General features: G+C 46.9%; 19 protein-coding genes. 15 read left to right on the top strand and 4 right to left on the bottom strand.

Features of this window, described 5'->3' with window-relative positions; genetic code table 11:
• Positions 1–138 precede the first annotated feature (138 nt).
• Positions 139–465: a hypothetical protein gene (locus AC58P5_RS26335; RefSeq protein WP_497391913.1), complete on the bottom strand. Its 327-nt coding sequence runs from the start codon at positions 463–465 to the stop codon at positions 139–141.
• A 225-nt stretch (positions 466–690) separates the two neighbouring features.
• Between AC58P5_RS26335 and AC58P5_RS26330 the strand changes: the two genes are divergently transcribed.
• The 10 genes from AC58P5_RS26330 (at position 691) to AC58P5_RS26285 (ending at position 9,023) form a co-directional block, all read left to right on the top strand.
• On the top strand, positions 691–1,230 hold the full coding sequence (locus tag AC58P5_RS26330) for an RNA polymerase sigma factor (RefSeq protein ID WP_009676356.1): 540 nt from the start codon (positions 691–693) through the stop codon (positions 1,228–1,230).
• A complete protein-coding gene (locus AC58P5_RS26325; protein WP_497391911.1) occupies positions 1,220–2,146 on the top strand; it encodes a hypothetical protein in 927 nt (308 codons plus the stop codon). The genes AC58P5_RS26330 and AC58P5_RS26325 overlap by 11 nt, the downstream gene beginning before the upstream one ends.
• Positions 2,147–2,451: 305 nt before the next feature.
• Positions 2,452–2,814: a hypothetical protein gene (locus tag AC58P5_RS26320; RefSeq protein WP_497391909.1), complete on the top strand. Its 363-nt coding sequence runs from the start codon at positions 2,452–2,454 to the stop codon at positions 2,812–2,814.
• Positions 2,815–2,961: 147 nt separating this feature from the next.
• Positions 2,962–3,321: a BlaI/MecI/CopY family transcriptional regulator gene (locus tag AC58P5_RS26315; protein WP_497391907.1), complete on the top strand. Its 360-nt coding sequence runs from the start codon at positions 2,962–2,964 to the stop codon at positions 3,319–3,321.
• Positions 3,318–4,790, top strand: a complete 1,473-nt coding sequence (locus AC58P5_RS26310) for a M56 family metallopeptidase (RefSeq protein WP_497391905.1) — start codon at positions 3,318–3,320, stop codon at positions 4,788–4,790. The genes AC58P5_RS26315 and AC58P5_RS26310 overlap by 4 nt, the downstream gene beginning before the upstream one ends.
• 495 nt (positions 4,791–5,285) lie before the next feature.
• Positions 5,286–5,639 carry a hypothetical protein gene (locus AC58P5_RS26305; protein ID WP_497391903.1) on the top strand — a complete coding sequence of 118 codons (354 nt, stop codon included), beginning with the start codon at positions 5,286–5,288 and terminating at the stop codon, positions 5,637–5,639.
• 17 nt (positions 5,640–5,656) lie between these two features.
• On the top strand, positions 5,657–7,396 hold the full coding sequence (locus tag AC58P5_RS26300) for a tetratricopeptide repeat protein (RefSeq protein WP_497391901.1): 1,740 nt from the start codon (positions 5,657–5,659) through the stop codon (positions 7,394–7,396).
• 197 nt (positions 7,397–7,593) lie between these two features.
• The gene (locus tag AC58P5_RS26295) at positions 7,594–8,358 is read left to right on the top strand and encodes a MerR family transcriptional regulator (RefSeq protein WP_497391899.1); all 765 of its coding nucleotides are present in this window, start codon (positions 7,594–7,596) and stop codon (positions 8,356–8,358) included.
• Positions 8,359–8,709, top strand: a complete 351-nt coding sequence (locus AC58P5_RS26290) for a DMT family transporter (protein WP_497391897.1) — start codon at positions 8,359–8,361, stop codon at positions 8,707–8,709.
• On the top strand, positions 8,709–9,023 hold the full coding sequence (locus AC58P5_RS26285; RefSeq protein WP_497391895.1) for a DMT family transporter: 315 nt from the start codon (positions 8,709–8,711) through the stop codon (positions 9,021–9,023). Before AC58P5_RS26290 ends, AC58P5_RS26285 begins: the two co-directional genes overlap by 1 nt.
• Positions 9,024–9,027: 4 nt before the next feature.
• Here AC58P5_RS26285 and AC58P5_RS26280 read toward each other — a convergent pair whose 3' ends face one another.
• Positions 9,028–9,348 (bottom strand): hypothetical protein, encoded by a 321-nt coding sequence (locus AC58P5_RS26280; protein WP_497391893.1) that lies wholly within the window; start codon positions 9,346–9,348, stop codon positions 9,028–9,030.
• 274 nt (positions 9,349–9,622) lie between these two features.
• Here AC58P5_RS26280 and AC58P5_RS26275 point away from each other — a divergent pair, with 274 nt between their 5' ends.
• Both AC58P5_RS26275 and msrA read left to right on the top strand, forming a co-directional pair.
• A complete protein-coding gene (locus AC58P5_RS26275; RefSeq protein ID WP_497391891.1) occupies positions 9,623–9,847 on the top strand; it encodes a helix-turn-helix domain-containing protein in 225 nt (74 codons plus the stop codon).
• An 83-nt stretch (positions 9,848–9,930) separates the two neighbouring features.
• Positions 9,931–10,608, top strand: a complete 678-nt coding sequence (msrA, locus tag AC58P5_RS26270; RefSeq protein WP_497391889.1) for a peptide-methionine (S)-S-oxide reductase MsrA — start codon at positions 9,931–9,933, stop codon at positions 10,606–10,608.
• Positions 10,609–10,749: 141 nt separating this feature from the next.
• Here msrA and AC58P5_RS26265 read toward each other — a convergent pair whose 3' ends face one another.
• Positions 10,750–11,607, bottom strand: coding sequence for an arsenite methyltransferase (locus AC58P5_RS26265; RefSeq protein WP_497391989.1), 858 nt, complete (start codon positions 11,605–11,607; stop codon positions 10,750–10,752).
• A gap of 70 nt (positions 11,608–11,677) precedes the next feature.
• Complete coding sequence (locus tag AC58P5_RS26260) at positions 11,678–12,127, bottom strand: MarR family winged helix-turn-helix transcriptional regulator (protein ID WP_497391887.1); 450 nt, start codon at positions 12,125–12,127, stop codon at positions 11,678–11,680.
• A 208-nt stretch (positions 12,128–12,335) separates the two neighbouring features.
• Here AC58P5_RS26260 and AC58P5_RS26255 point away from each other — a divergent pair, with 208 nt between their 5' ends.
• The 3 genes from AC58P5_RS26255 (at position 12,336) to AC58P5_RS26245 (ending at position 15,463) form a co-directional block, all read left to right on the top strand.
• On the top strand, positions 12,336–13,634 hold the full coding sequence (locus AC58P5_RS26255; protein ID WP_497391885.1) for an arsenic transporter: 1,299 nt from the start codon (positions 12,336–12,338) through the stop codon (positions 13,632–13,634).
• Positions 13,635–13,839: 205 nt separating this feature from the next.
• Positions 13,840–14,151, top strand: coding sequence for an ArsR/SmtB family transcription factor (locus tag AC58P5_RS26250; protein WP_009675357.1), 312 nt, complete (start codon positions 13,840–13,842; stop codon positions 14,149–14,151).
• Between the two features lie 139 nt (positions 14,152–14,290).
• Complete coding sequence (locus AC58P5_RS26245; RefSeq protein WP_497391883.1) at positions 14,291–15,463, top strand: MFS transporter; 1,173 nt, start codon at positions 14,291–14,293, stop codon at positions 15,461–15,463.
• The last annotated feature ends 175 nt before the right edge of the window (positions 15,464–15,638 follow it).

Genomic DNA, 15,638 nt, shown 5'->3' with positions numbered 1-15,638 from the left:
TGGAGCCGTTATTGGCCGGATGGGATTTTTTCATTGGCAGGTCAGTAACTCATTCAGTGGCAGTTCAAACATACAAAAAGACGACAGCGGCTAGGGCTATCGTCTTCAAGTGGTTATGCTATTGCCGGAAGTTTACTGTTACTCCCCGGAAAGGAGGTCTGCGTATACGATAACACTGCTGCCGCTGGCGTAAGTGATTTTCAATTTGTAGTAATCTGCCGGTTGATTGGAAGCTAGCAGCACTTTTTCGGTTTTCGTCTCACCGGGGCGAACGGAAACGAAGGTTGAACCTACCGGAACGTCGCCACTTGGAGTGACTTTGAGCAAAGTAAGCGTGACAGATCCCCATGCATTAAAATTCTGGTTGTAGTAGGTGGCCTTGTACGAAATGTTGCCGGAGAGATGGTAGGGCTGTGAAGTCGACTCCGACGTCTTAGCCGATGCGATGGATGTGAGCGATAACAAAATCATCACCATAAGAGCAAGAACAGAAAATTTTCTCTTAATTACATCCTTTTCATAAAAATAAATTACAATTACGTCTTATGTAATTATATTAAATATGTCAATATATTCTGACAATAAACCTTCGGGTATGTAGTCCTAAAAAATATTTTTATCGTTCGAGAGGAATTTAGGGAACTTTGAGCATGCTATCTTGTCTAATAGGTTGGGAAGGGGGGGAGATAGATGGAAACGGAGTACTTGAAATATTTTCAAGAGGTTGATAATACGGAATTGTACAATCTTATGACTCAATATGGGGACGATGTGTGGAGATATGCCTATGCACTAACCGGGAATTACGAACAATCAAATGATATTGCACAGGAAGTTTTTCTTAAGGTTCATTTGAAGATGTCTACCTTTCGAGGGCAATCCTCTTTCAAAACCTGGCTATTTTCCATTACGAGAAATATTGCGATTAATGAAATGAAGTCAAGTTACTTCCGAAGGATTCTGTTGTTTGGGAATGTGAAAAGCACTCGGACAGTACAGTCAGCCGAGGTTTCCTATATGGCGAATCAGGCGGCTGCGGATCTCCGGGAAATTATTATGGGTTTATCCCGAAAGCTAAGAGAGGTTCTTATTCTAAGTTTGGAACATGAGTTGACTATTCAAGAAATAGCGGAATTACTTCACATATCTGAAGGAACGGTAAAGTCGAGAATGAGCAGAGCACGTAAGGAAGTCGAAAAGAGATGGGGGAATCTGAACCATGAATCGTGAGAAACCGAATTGGGCAGCGATGGTTAAGGTAAGCTCCGTCGGGAGAGGCGTATTCACTGAACAGATGAAACAAACGGTACTTACCCGGATTGAACAGAACCAAAGAAAGAAACTGAAAAAACCATTCGTCTATATGGCTGCTCCGCTGACAGGTGTTCTGATCTGCCTCCTGCTCTTTCCAGTCTTTGATAATTTGCCGGCAGCCTTTCAAACAATGGAGAAGGCGATAATGGGAACCAACGGAACTTCCAGCGAAGATATCACCCTGCATTATGAGCCTGCAAAGGAACTGTCTGCCATCCCGGATACAGATAAGGGAATTAGGGGATATACTTTGTCACGTCTGCCGTTAGCGTCTGTGCATTTAAAAGAAACGGTGTCCATAGAAGGAATCGGTAAGTATATGGATTATACTAAATCGGACGAAGATCCGGTATCTTATTTCGGGTTTCAGCTTACCAATCATCCTGGCTCTACCGAGGATGAATTTTACGAAATTGGTTATGGCAAAATGAGTGAAGCGAAACTTCAAAAAAGTGATGCCTTTGGTTTGATGGATCTTCGGCTGGATGGCAAATGCGGCCCCAAAAGAAGATGTGTGTATTGGATTGCCTTAAACCAAGATAAGGTTGTGGCCTACGAACAAACGGATGCATGGACCATTTACGAGCAAGACTTGGATAAGGATGGAGTAACCGAGGTTGTCGCATCCACCTATGCAAAAGAAATTTATATTTACAAAAATATAAAAGGCCAGATTCAATCGGTCGATGTTCAATCGGCGTTGAAGGCTGGATATGAAGATGTGGTAACTTATAATCCGGATAATCAAGTTTTTCAGATCACCGGTAAGGGGGGGACGAAAAAATATCGCTATGTCACAGGAGCGGATAAGTTCCGTCAAGTGCACGATTAGGGAATGGAGGCAGTTGGACATTCGCCATGGCTGGGGCGAGTTTATGGATTTACCGAACTGCGGCTCGTTTTTATATCACGCAGAAGGTCTCGGCGGAAAACGGGGCCTTTTTGCTGTTCCGAGCGGGGAGGGGGGAGCCCGGGGGTTCAAAATCTTTTAAACTCAAAAATAGGTCGCATTGGATATAGCTTGAGTGTAAAATTAACTATACTAGTTGTTAATATATAGAAATATCTTCGAAGGGGAAAGCCTCCTCGTTCCCCGCAAGCCAGAGTAAATAACTTAGCGTTTAGGCGGTGACTTAGATGAATGAAAAAAGTTGGCTGGTCGTGCAGTTTCCCCTCAAAAGCGTAAAAGGGAGCCAGCGGGACCATTGGTTAAAAGACAAAGTGATGGAGTATCTGGAGATTTTTTTATCTGATGCCGGGCTTGGCCATGTGGATGGGTTCGATATGGGGAAATGCGTTTCCGACCCGACTGTGTATGCGCTTAACATATTTTGCGTTGTTAATGATGAAGCACGGGGTGTTGCCTTGATCAAAAAGGTTTTAAAAGAACACAGGCTGGATTATACCCGGATTAAAATTGCTGCCATGCCTTATGAGAACGGAGAAACATACACCCTGAAGTATGCTTACAAGAAGGGCGTGACCGATTTTTCATTGTAAGGAGAGGCAGGAGCAGCTATACATACAAAAGTCCCGGTCCAGAGGCTGGGTCTTTTTGCTGTTTGGACTATTGACAACAGAGGTTTACTGCAATAGACTTATTGCAATGAGGTTTACCTAAATAAACCTATGAGGAGGCGATCCTATATGGAACCGTACAAATTGTTCGATGCCGAGTACAAATTTGCGTGCCTGGTGTGGGATCATGAACCGGTCAATTCTACCGATCTTGTAAAGCTAAGCCAGACAAAGCTTGGCTGGAAGAAGTCCACGACCTATACCGTATTAAGAAAGCTTTGTGAGCGGGGAATTCTCAAGAACGAAGGAGCGACAGTTACCGCAATCGTTAAGAAAACCGACGCGCAGAAATACGAAAGCCGGACGGTTGTCGATAAAACCTTCGACGGATCTCTGCCGCAGTTTTTAACCGCTTTTCTGGGTGAAAAGAAATTGTCGGAGAAGGAGGCTGAGGAGCTGAAGCGGATTATTGAGGAGGCGACCCGATGACGAGCCTGTTTCTTACGATCCTTAATATGAGCATCACGGCCAGCTATGTCACACTTGCGGTTATTATCACGAGGCAGTTTTTAAAACGGGCTCCCAAAATATTCTCTTACATCCTTTGGTCAGCCGTAGCCGTAAGACTGCTCATTCCGGTTAGTTTCACTTCAAGCTTTAGCCTGTTAAGGCTGGTACAGCCCCAAGGCAAAACGGGTTCAGAACTCATGCAATTTATTCCGCAGGATATGGGGATACAAAAAAATCCTGTGGTGGATGCCGGAATAAGCGGAATAAGTCATTTCATTAACTCGGCTCTTCCGGCTGCCGCGCCTACGTCAAGCGTAAATTCCATGCAAATCATCCTGTGGATCGGAAGTATAATCTGGCTAACGGGCGCCTCCGTACTCCTCTTTTATAGTGCCCTGTCTTATTTGAAATTAAGGAGCAGAATCCAAACGGCGACTCTCGTAAAGGATCATATTTTCGAAACGGACCGGATCACGACACCGTTTGTTTGCGGTTTTTTGAAGCCGAGAATATACATTCCGACCGGCCTTAGCGAGCAAGAGCTGTCGTACGTTTTACTGCATGAAGAGACCCATATCCGGAGACGGGATTATTGGATAAAACCTGTGGCGTTCGTGATTCTGACTGTCCATTGGTTTAATCCTCTTATGTGGCTGTCTTATGCGCTCATGAGCAAGGATATGGAGATGTCCTGTGACGAGAGTGTGGTGCACAAGATGGGCGACCAGATTAAAGGAAGCTACTCCACAACCCTGCTATCGCTTGCGGTAAGGGGGAGCGGGTTACGGACCGGTAGTCCGCTTGCCTTTGGAGAGGGGAATATTAAGGCAAGGATTAAAAATATTCTCGCCTACCGTCAGCCCTCCTCTTGGATGGCCGCAAGCTCCATGCTTGTTATTGCAGCCTTGGTACTGGGCTGTTCGGCCAATCCCAAGCCTTTATCGCATTCGTCCCAGCTATCCTCGCAGCCGCTCTATTCCGGGTATGATATGGACATGCTTATGGGGAACAAGACGCTCTATGTCGGCAACCACATAAAGGTAGGCGGGCTCATCGGGGGAATGCCCAGGCCGAGCGGATTGGAAGGCAAAGGGATTGAGCTTCAAACGAAGGCACAGCCTTACGGAGTTACGGTCTATTATGTCGTAAACGATGATACGGTTGTGTTAAAAGACGGGGCAATCAGCGGCGAAGTTTTTTACCGCAATTCCGTCCTGCTGTTGAGCCTGATTGATAACGTCGATTGGATCACCTATTCGATTGCGGACCCTACGGGTCCGAATGATGACTCGGCGTACAGCTTTACGCTCACAAGAGAACAGGCCGATAAAATGCTGGGAGAGGATGTCAGGTCTTATGGCAAGGACCCAACAAGTCTGCGTGAGCTGATTGATCGGTTGGAACGTTTGAATTTCAATGAAACGGGGAGTGCGGGTTTAGTCATGTGACTATGATGGGTGTCGAATCCCGTGCCGCTTCGCCTTCCGACCCAGCAGAGTGTCTCAGATGAAGGGCTGGAGGGAAACCGAAGTGCACCCCTTATAGTGGACAATTTAAATAAATATCCTGTGTATAAAACCGATGAATACGAACTGACCCTTAATGTGAGACCAATCAAAACACCTTCAAGAAGAATGCTCCCATGTCTTAAGAGTGGTAGACAACTTGGAGGTGTTTTTTATGGCAACTAGAGTTAGTGTTAAAACTAATGCAATGGCTGGGACTATAGGAGCATAATAGTGATAATGAGGAAATTTTTAAATAAAGAACTAAATAAGGGCATAACTATTAAAACTTAAAACTAAATAGACGATAATAGTTAAATCAATAGGCTGAGGAGGGGCGTCAGGCGTATTATCAAGGAAAAGGATGCAGTATTAACCTGACTTAAGGGAATCATGATTGTACAGCGAGTGATACTAGTAAAAGGGGAGCAGAAAGAAATGCTAAAAGCGTATCGCCTTTGTTTTACTTTTGCGGCAATACTTTTAACAGCCGGATGTTTGCTGATTTATTTAGGGTTCGATAAGAAGTTTAATTACTACAGCAGCGAAAAATTTACGGATTTAAACCGCAATGCCTATGTTGGCGGCGATGCTTACAATTACATCATAAATTCCAATTATTTTACGGGATATGGCGTTTTGGGTTGTTCGGCTTTTATTTGCGCGACCATGTTTTTTTGTACGGCTCTTTATCTAAGATCCAAGGATCAAGAAAGGGCAGTATTATCCGAAATCAGAAGCAACGTTATAGATCAAGAAAAAATAATCTCGCAAGAATTACCTCCTTTATAAAGGCGTAGGTGAACAACATGACTGAATCCAGGTATAGAAAACTCGCGGATTACCACCCTCTAACGTGGAGCCCTAAGTCTCTTGTAGAAGTGATCAAAGGAGCCATTTTGATTGACCAAATAGAAGGGAAGGTCCTACTGCAGCTAAGGTTATGCAACATTTCCGATAAAAATATCTCATCTGTTCATGTTAAAGTGATGTGTTTTGATGAAACTGGTGAAGCAATTTCGGAAAATAATATAGTAGAGTTTGCTTTTCAAGATCTGAATATAGGCTCTGGAACTACCTTTGGTGAACAGAATCCTATTTTTTTGGGAGATCCGAGGGTACGCAAGGTAAATATTTTTTTTAGTAAGGTCATGTTTAGGGATGGAGAAATTAGAATCATTGACGAGTCTAATGCTAAAGCGTGTCCCAGCCAAATACTACTGGAGGATTTAGGAAGCGAGCTCGTTACAGAATTGGAAAGAATAGTTCCCGAAACGAATTCTTTTGAGAAAAAAGTCATACCACAATTATATGCCGATGGTACCTGGTCATGTTTATGTGGAAGGATTAATGAGTATCAAAGGACAAATTGCGTACGATGTGGTAGGGCAATAGATTGGCAATTAAAAAAAGTAAATCATGAATTTTTGCAAAACTCCCTTAACGAGTATAAAGAAAAGTTACGTGAAGAGAAGAATGAGCAAGAACGCTTACGGATAGAAAATGAAAAGTTAAAGGCTGACAAAGAAAAACAGAATAAATTAGCAAAAGCAAAAAAACAACGAAGAATTGTTTGGATAGCCTCTCTAATTGTCGTGATTGGTACAATAGTATGTATAGGTTATAAAATAGCCGAGCCTAGAATCCAATTTGCTATGGCCAATCAAAAGCTTGAAGAAGGAAATTATGAAGAGGCTAAAGAGCTTTTTAAAAACCTAGGGGATTACAAGGAAGCGAAAAATATGGTTAAGGAGTCGGATTACCGCCAAGCACTGAACTTTAGAGAAACGGGCAAATTCACCGAATCCATTACAGCGTTCTATCAACTAGGCGATTATCGTGATAGTTTGGAACAAGAGAAAGAGAGTCGGCTGAAATTAGGCAACTCTTTCTTCAAAAATAAGGAATATGATAAGGCGGTAGCACAGTTCGACCCGATCAAAAATTACAAAGAAGCTACCGAAAAATACACGGAAAGTTTATATCAGCTCTCGCTTGTTCATCTTAAAAAAGAGAAATTTAACGAAGCGGCTGCCAATTTTGCAAAACTTGGAGACTATAGAGATAGTAAGAACCAACTGATTGAAAGTAAATATCAGATTGCCGCGAATATGAAAGGTAGCCGTAAAGAGCTTGAGCAAGCACGAGAAATATTCAAAGAATTGGGCAATTATAAGGATTCGGCCGCAAAAGCGGAAAACATGTCAACCGCACTTAAATGGCATGGAAGATGGTATAAAATCCGTTATGACCAATGGGTTGGAGGAACGGCAGAATTTGATAAAACCTTTGGTCCTTTCGGCAAAGAACCATTTTATGATTATATTGACATCGATTTTTATAACAATAAAATGGTGAACTTTTCCGATATTGCTACTTTAAATTTTGATTTTTCAATCTCAGGAAATACACTAACGACGGATTTTTACGGTGATAAAGATAAGTATGTTTTAAAGGGAAATAAGCTGGTGTTTGAAGAGCTTGGCCATGTCAGGAAGTACAGAGTGACTTATGTAAGGGAAGACGTTAAAGATCAGGAGAAGCCTTAAATTGTTCACAGATAAAGTAAAGGCGGATTGTTCGGCCCTGATTTTTCTCCAACCTCATGATGAAGCAGCAATGAAATATCTAAAAGACCAGTGAGAAACTCTGCTGGTTTTTTCGTATGTTCAATTTTTAATATATAGCTCTCTTGACTCTCTCCTATACTGGAGACTGTATAATTATGGGGTAAGGAGGGGCTTAGATGTACAGTATCGGGCAATTGTCCAAGAAGACGAACATATCCATAAGAACGCTGAGATATTACGACGAGATCGGGCTGCTTAAGCCGGCCAAGGTAGCGGATTCGGGTTACCGGTACTACTCCGGCAGGGAAATTAAGCTGCTCCAGCATATAGCGGCGTTGAAGGAATTGGGCTTTACGCTGGCCGCAATCAAAAAGATGCTTTCTCCCGAGAAAGAATCCGGCGAAATCGACTGGAGAGCTTATCTGGATTTTGAACTGGCCGCGGTTGCGGAAGAGAGAAGACGGCTGGACGAGATGGAAAAGCTGCTCCAGATCACACGGCATGCGTTCGAGATGAAGGGAGATGTCGAGTCGGAGGACATTTTTCTTTTCATCCGGTCTTTGAATGCTCCATCCGAGGGAAGGGAGACGTTCCTGACTCAACATTTTACGGATAAGGAAATCGGGATCATTAAAAATTTGCCGGACCTGAGCGCAGACGATCCACGGAATATGGCGTGGGCAAAATTGATCCGGGAGATCAAGGAGCATCTGCTTGAGCCTCCGTCTTCGGCCGTTTCTCAAAAGCTCGCGGCTCGGATCGTAGAAATTTCGATGGACTGGTTTCAGCAGGATGAAAAGCTCATCGAGAAATATTGGTCGCTAATCCGCCCCGAGGAAGGAAAAGAAGCGAAGGTGTACGGTATGGAAGCCGATGTGATGGATTATATCGACCGGATTGTCGACTGGTATTTACAGCACTTGGAGGAGGGTGAGGCGTAAATGGGAGCCAAAGCGGAAGTGCGGATGAGTGAGGCGAGAGCATGGGCCTATGTAGGCCTGGGAGGGCTGCTGGAGATCGTGTGGGCAAGCGGATTCAAATACGAGGCTATCCCGGGCATTGTCGTTCTCATCGCCTTGTTGACGAGCTTCGATTTAATCATTAAAGCAACCAAGGTTTTACCGGTGGGAACGGTGTATGCCGTTTTTGCGGGAATGGGGACGCTGGGGACTACGATTGTAGAAGTCGTCATGTCCGGAGGGGACGTCAGCATGTTACGGATTGTTTTCATTCTCCTGCTGCTGGCGTGTATCATCGGTTTGAAACTCACGGGCAAAGGGAGTGAAACGTGATGGATTGGCTGCTGCTCATTTCGGCGGGACTGCTGGAAGTGATCGGGGTGATCGGGATCAAACGGGTCGCCCAAAATAACAATGTCACCAACAACATTATCCTTATCGGGGGATTTCTCATCAGCTTCCAACTGCTTGTCCGGGCGATGGAAACGATCCCTTTGGCGACGGCTTACGCGGTATGGACGGGAATCGGAACGGTCGGGGCTGCGGTTGTGGGGATGTTATTTTTCAAGGAACCGGGAGGTTGGATGCGGATCGGCTGTATTCTCGGCATTATATTTTCTGTCGTCGGGTTGAAATTGGCCGGTTAAATGATTAGAGGAGCTGCGGCGGCAGCTCCTTTTTTGTTTTCTCCTCAAACCGATCATAGTTGATCGTTGTGAAATTGAGGTGCCGCTTGCTGCCCGGGGTATGTGTAGTGAGAAGCTCCTGTGTAAGATAGGGTGGATTGTCCAGGGAAATACGGGTTAGCTGTTCCTTGATGATTTTCGCGGAAAAAGAAAGGATTAAAGAAGGGATTAAAGAAGGGGGTTCCAAATCCTCCAAAGCCGCCAAACCCAAACGGGCTGCCAAAGCCCCCGAACCCAAACGGGGTTCCAAAGCCTCCAAATCCGAACGGACTTCCAAACCCTCCATGCCCAAACCCTCCGTGTCCGAACCCTCCATGCCCAAAACCACCGTGTCCAAAACCTCCGAAGCCTCCGTGAAAACTCATATGTGCCGCCTCCAATCTAATGGTGTAAGTAGTTGACCTTGGTAATGTATGGGCTTCTGTCATAAACGGTGCCTAACTAGAGGTAAAATAGGCTCTGCCAAATTCGGATGAGCTTAGGTAAACCTCCCTTCTTGTGGTATACTTAAAGAATCAGTCAAGAAATGTTATGGCTAAGATTAGGAAGGTTGCCATTCTATGCAAGCATTCCAGGATTGGAATCAAAAGGTGAAAAAGACGTTCAATGCGACGAGTAACGAAGTTGTTTTGACGGTTACGGAAGCGGGAAATTTACTGGGGCTGTCTAAAGATCAAATGAAAACCTATGTAGATAAAAGCGGGCTGACCAAGGTGCCGATCATGAGAAGCGTTCACAGGTATCTTTTATTGAAAAAGGAAATAGACGAACTGCTAGAGCGATAAAAACACCTGGATAGGTGTTTTTTTATTAGCTGCACCTGCTCGCGGGTAACAATAGATTATTGCTATGAAGGAGGCCGGAATGAATGAACGACCGTCATACGGGAAGTGAGACGACGGAGCTTACGCTTCCGGAAAAAAATCTGCAAACGGCAACACTCGGTATGGGGTGTTTTTGGAGCCCGGATGCTTTGTTCGGCCATCTGCCCGGTGTCATCCGCACCAAGGCGGGTTATGCGGGAGGGACCACGGAACAGCCGGTTTACCGCGAAATGGGAGACCATTCGGAGACGGTAGAGCTGGAGTATGACCCGGCGGTGATTACGTTTGAAGATATTCTGGACGTGTTCTGGGACCGTCATAATCCGGTAAATATTAACGGATATAAAGGCCGGCAGTATTTGTCCTTGATCTTGTATCATAACACGGGGCAGCAGAAGGCCGTACAAGCGGTGATATCCAGGCGCAAGAAGCAGGGAAGTACGGAGACGGAGACAGAAGTGGCTCCCTACTCGGTCTTTTATCCGGCTGAAGAGCGGCATCAGAAATATTATTTGAAAAGATTTCCCGATGCCGTCGACAAGCTGGGCACATTGTATCCTTCTCACCGCGAACTGGCGAATTCGACTTTGGCGGCGCGGCTGAACGGACTGGCTAAGGGCTACACGAGCCTGGAGCGGGTTGCCGGAGAGATCAAGGAGTGGCCGATGGAGCCTGAAGCCCGCCAAAAGATTCTTGATCTGATCCGGCAGATCCGGTGGTAGGCAGTCAGCCGCCGGGGCGAATACCCAGGTCGCAAAGTTCCGGGCTCAACAGGGGTATCTGAGTACGATGCCATTGGTTTACGGGAACATCTGATTTTTGCAGCATCCGCCGTGTGGAGAGACGCTGAAGCATTCCTGTTGTCAACTGTCAGCGCCTGAAGGCTTAACGGCCTGGATGACCGCCGAGACAATGTACCGGTCAATCGCCGCCCCTGGAACCCAGTCTTTAATAAAAGCTTTGGACTGGTCTTTCGGCTCGATAGAAATGTCGGTAAAGCCGCTGTTTTGCAGCAGACGCTCCAAATCCGCGATAGAAGAAGCGCCGGAAATACAGCCGGAGTAGAGATCGTTTATGTCGTTTCGGATCTCCTCCGGAAGCTCAGACGTGGTGACGATATCGGAAATGGCGAGTCTGCCTCCCGGCTTAAGGACGCGGAAAGCTTCGTGGAACACCTGCTGTTTATCCGGCGAGAGGTTGATGACACAATTGGAGATAATTACATCGACAGCGCTATCGCGGACAGGCAAGTGCTCAATTTCTCCGAGCCGGAAGCCGGTGTTGGAGAAATTGCCCTTCTCCGCGTTGCGGCGCGCACGGGTGACCATCTCGGGAGTCATGTCGACTCCGATGACCCCGCCGGCTGCACCTACCTGCCGGGAGGCCAGGAAGCAGTCGAATCCGCCGCCGCTGCCCAAATCCAGGACGGTTTCGCCGGGCTTCAGAGCCGCTATGGCTTGAGGATTGCCGCATCCCAGGCCCAGATTGGCACCCCCCGGCACGGCGGTCAGTTCCTCTCCGGAATAGCCCAGCTTGGCCGAGATGGCATCGAAATCGGCGGGTGTATCGCAGCAGCTTTCCGTCTGGTATTCTGCCTGGCTTTCCACGGGCGCACCGGGGGAGCAGCAGGAGGTCAACGGGATGGATTTGACGGCTACTTCTTTGTATTTGCTGCGTACATGGTGACGAATCAGATCGTGGTCGCGGTTTTCTTTTGTCATCATGATCACTCCTTAATGAATGAATAGTTTGTTTATATACTTGTAAAGTGCAACTATATGTTGGAAAAGCTTACCCCGAAACCGGGGCGCAGCAGCGGCTTGATTTCCCCATCGCGTCGTTAAACAGCTTAATGGAGCGAATCAGTGTTTCCTTTTCAAATTCACTCATATATGAAAAAACTTCTTCGAGGTAATCGTTCATCTGGGTATCGATCGCGGTCGCGACGAATTTCCCTTCCGTGGTCAAAGAGAGCGTGTGGATACGCCGGTCCACAGGATCGGGTGTTTTCTGAACGAGTTTCATTTTGATCAGAGACTGCACCTGCCGGCTGAATGTTGTGATGTCGGTTCCGAGTATTTCGGCTACCTGCTGCATGGAAGGCTTGTGCTGACGGTCGATTTCATAAAGAATGTGGCTTTGGACGAGGGAAATATCGCATCCGCCGACTGTGCAGCAGTTTTTGTTCAGCAGCCCGAAACGCCGGGTCATCACTTGAAAAAGCTCCCGTTCATCTTGCAAAGGAATCACCTCCTGAATCTGTTATACAATAAATGTTTGCAAGTTGCAAGTATATCATCAATTGAGAAGAAAGAGGTTGTACATATAAGTATATGGTTATATAATGATGTCGGCTTATTTTTGTTTTAATATATTCCGGATTACAGGGCGCTTATAGCAAAAGATTAATTATTGCCATGATCGCAGCGTTAAATTGGAGGTTGAAGCAGTGAGTATTGTAGTGTGGGCGTGTCTTATTTTTTTGATTACGTTGACGCTGATTATTTGGCAGCCCCGAAACTTGTCTATCGGCTGGTCGGCGTGCGGCGGAGCGGCGGCGGCCCTTCTTGTGGGAGTGGTCACGTTTCAGGATGTGTGGGATGTCACGAACATTGTCTGGAACGCAACGCTGACATTCGTGGCGATTATTCTGATCTCGCTGATTTTGGACCGGATCGGTTTTTTTGAATGGGCGGCGCTCCACATGGCCAAAGCGGCCAAAGGCAGCGGTCTTCGCATGTTTATTTACGTGTCGGTGCTGGGAGCCTTTGTCTCGGCTTTCTTTGCCAATGACGGAGCCGCGTTGATTTTGACTCCGATTGTGCTGGCGATGGTGCGGGCGCTTCGCTTTGACGAGAAGAAAGTGTTCCCGTTCATTATGGCGGGCGGATTTATTGCGGATACGACGTCGCTGCCGCTGGTCGTCAGCAATCTGGTGAATATCGTTTCGGCAGACTATTTCGGAATCACTTTCATGGAATATGCCGGGCGGATGATGGTGCCGAATTTATTTTCGCTGGCTGCCAGTATTCTGGTCTTATATCTGTTCTTCCGGAAAAGTATCCCCCGGCATTTTGACGAGGAGCAGGTGAAAAAACCGGCGGATGCGCTTAAAGATCCCGCCATGTTCCGGCTGTCGTGGGTGGTGCTGGGAATTCTGCTGGTCGGGTATTTCGTCAGTGAGTCCCTGAACATCCCCGTGTCGGTCATCGCCGGAATTATTGCCGTCTTCTTCCTGCTGATGGCACGCAAAAGCGCTGCGGTTCCGGTTCGGGAAGTGGTGAAAGGCGCTCCGTGGGCGATTGTTTTTTTCTCCATCGGGATGTACGTCGTTGTATACGGGCTGCGCAATGCAGGCTTAACGGACCTGCTGGCCGGTGTTATTCAGGCGGCGGCTGACCGGGGGATGTTCGCGGCGACGTTGGGAATGGGCTTTCTTGCCGCGCTGATTTCCTCGGTTATGAACAATCTGCCTACCGTCATGATTGACGCTCTCGCCATTGACGCCACCCGTGCGGCAGGTGCCACGAAAGAAGCTTTGATCTACGCGAATGTCATCGGCTCGGACCTGGGGCCCAAAATTACCCCTATCGGTTCGCTGGCCACGCTGCTCTGGCTTCATGTCCTGAATTCCAAAGGGGTGAAGATCTCCTGGGGCACTTATTTTAAAACAGGCATTCTGCTTACCGTTCCTACGCTGTTTATTACTCTGCTGGGCCTTTACTTCTGGTTAAGGATAGTGGTGTGAATGCAGGCGGGAGCGGAATAATATGACAGAGCTAGGGAAAGTAGTTCCCTTATCCCAGCCGGCCGTTACGTAAAAGAGTGCGGAGAATGGAAGGGCGAGGAATGATGGACCATTATCGGGCAGTCCCGACAATATTCCACGGGTAATGGCGGCGATTGGCGGACTTGCGGTTTACAAATCTATAAATCTAGATATAATAGGGAGCATGGAACCTTTATTGATCTATAAAGCATTGGCCAACGAAACAAGGCGGCAAATTCTCGACTGGCTGAAAAATCCGGCCGAACATTTCGACCCGGCGCCCTACATCCAGCACGGCATCGAATTTAAAACAGGCGTCTGCGTTGCGGATATGCAGGGAAAGACGGGTCTTGCGCAATCGGTAATCTCCAGCTATTTAGCCACCATGCAAAAGGCAGGTTTAGTCGAATCGGAACGGATAGGCAAGTGGACGTTTTACAGACGCAATGAAAAAACAATCCGGGAGTTTGCCGATTACATCCGGAATGAACTGTAGAAAGGAGGGCATTTTTTTTGCTTTTAAATATCTATATATTCAGATATATGAATAAAAGTATGAATCAATCTTATTCATGAGAATTCACTTCTCATTCCACATAGATACAAAATACGAGTCAGACAGGAGTGCTTGCTGCATGAAACAGAGAAACCCGCTGCTCATTGTCATTCTGGCCTTGGGTGTTTTCGGCATTATTACGACAGAAATAGGTGTAGTCGGGGTTCTGCCCCGGATTACGGAGAAATTCGGGATAACACCTGCTCAATCCGGCCTGCTGGTCAGTTTGTTTGCCCTTGTGGTGGCTGTGTCGGGGCCTTTCCTGACGCTGCTTGCTTCGGGAGTTAACCGTAAACGGATTTTGCTGCTTTCCGCCTTGGTCTTCACGGTTTCCAATGTTGTATATATGATGACGAACAGCTACAACGTAATGCTGCTCTTCCGTATCCTCCCCGCGTTCTTCCACCCGGTGTTTTTCTCGGTAGCACTGGTGACTGCAGCCAAGCTCGTTCCCCCCGAGAAAAGCGGCCAAGCGGTAACCAAAGTGTTTGCCGGTATTACGGTCGGGTTCGCTTTCGGCGTTCCCCTTACTTCGTATCTGGCGGAGCAGCTTTCGCTGGAAACGGCGTTTCTGTTCGGGGCCCTTGTGAACGCGGCCGCTTTTCTGGGCATCCTCTTCTGGCTGCCGTCCATGCCGGTCGGGGAAAGGATGTCTTACGGCAAACAGCTCGGCATTTTACGTAAACCGGGCTTATGGCTGAATATTGCGGCCATTATGTGCCTGTTTGCGGCTATGTTCTCGGTGTACAGCTACTTTGCGGAATATTTGGGCCAAGTGACCCGGATGAAAGGCTCGTTAATCAGCGCGATGCTCATGGTGTTCGGTATCGTTATGATTATGGGAAATTTTCTGTTTGGTGTTTTGCTGCAAAAGAGCGTAAAGAAGACGGTACTGCTGTTTCCGCTTCTGTACGTCGTCATTTATTTGATGAATTACTGGCTCGGGTTCTATCTGCTTCCGATGATCGGAATGATCGTATTGTGGGGGATTGTTCACTCAGGCGGCCTTATTATCAGTCAGACATGGCTGATGGATGAAGCGGGTGAAGCTCCCGAATTCGGCAACAGTCTTTTCGTATCGTTCTCGAATCTGGGGATTACGGTAGGAAGCGCGGCCGGCGGCTGGTTTATTTCCCAGTTGGGTGTGCATCAGCTTGTCTGGAGCGGGGTTTTGTTTGCGGGCCTGGCGTTCTTATTGATCCTGATTAAAATGAACTTTTACCGTTCACGGGCGATTTCGGCGGAACTGTGAACCGCAGCCGAATAAGTTTTTCACGCGTTAAGTGTGATGTCTGAGTGCGGCGTCTAAATGCGATAGGACGGGACAATCCCTAATCGAAGCCCCCAGCGACTTGTACAGACAGGAAGACTTTTGTACGATAAGGTTGATCTCTACGGAACGAGGAATAGGATACGGAAGGATACAA

This window comes from Paenibacillus sp. JT31N7 (genome assembly GCF_059692095.1).
The sequence above is the reverse complement of the archived record's forward strand: the minus strand, read 5'-3'. Positions and strand labels throughout refer to the sequence as shown.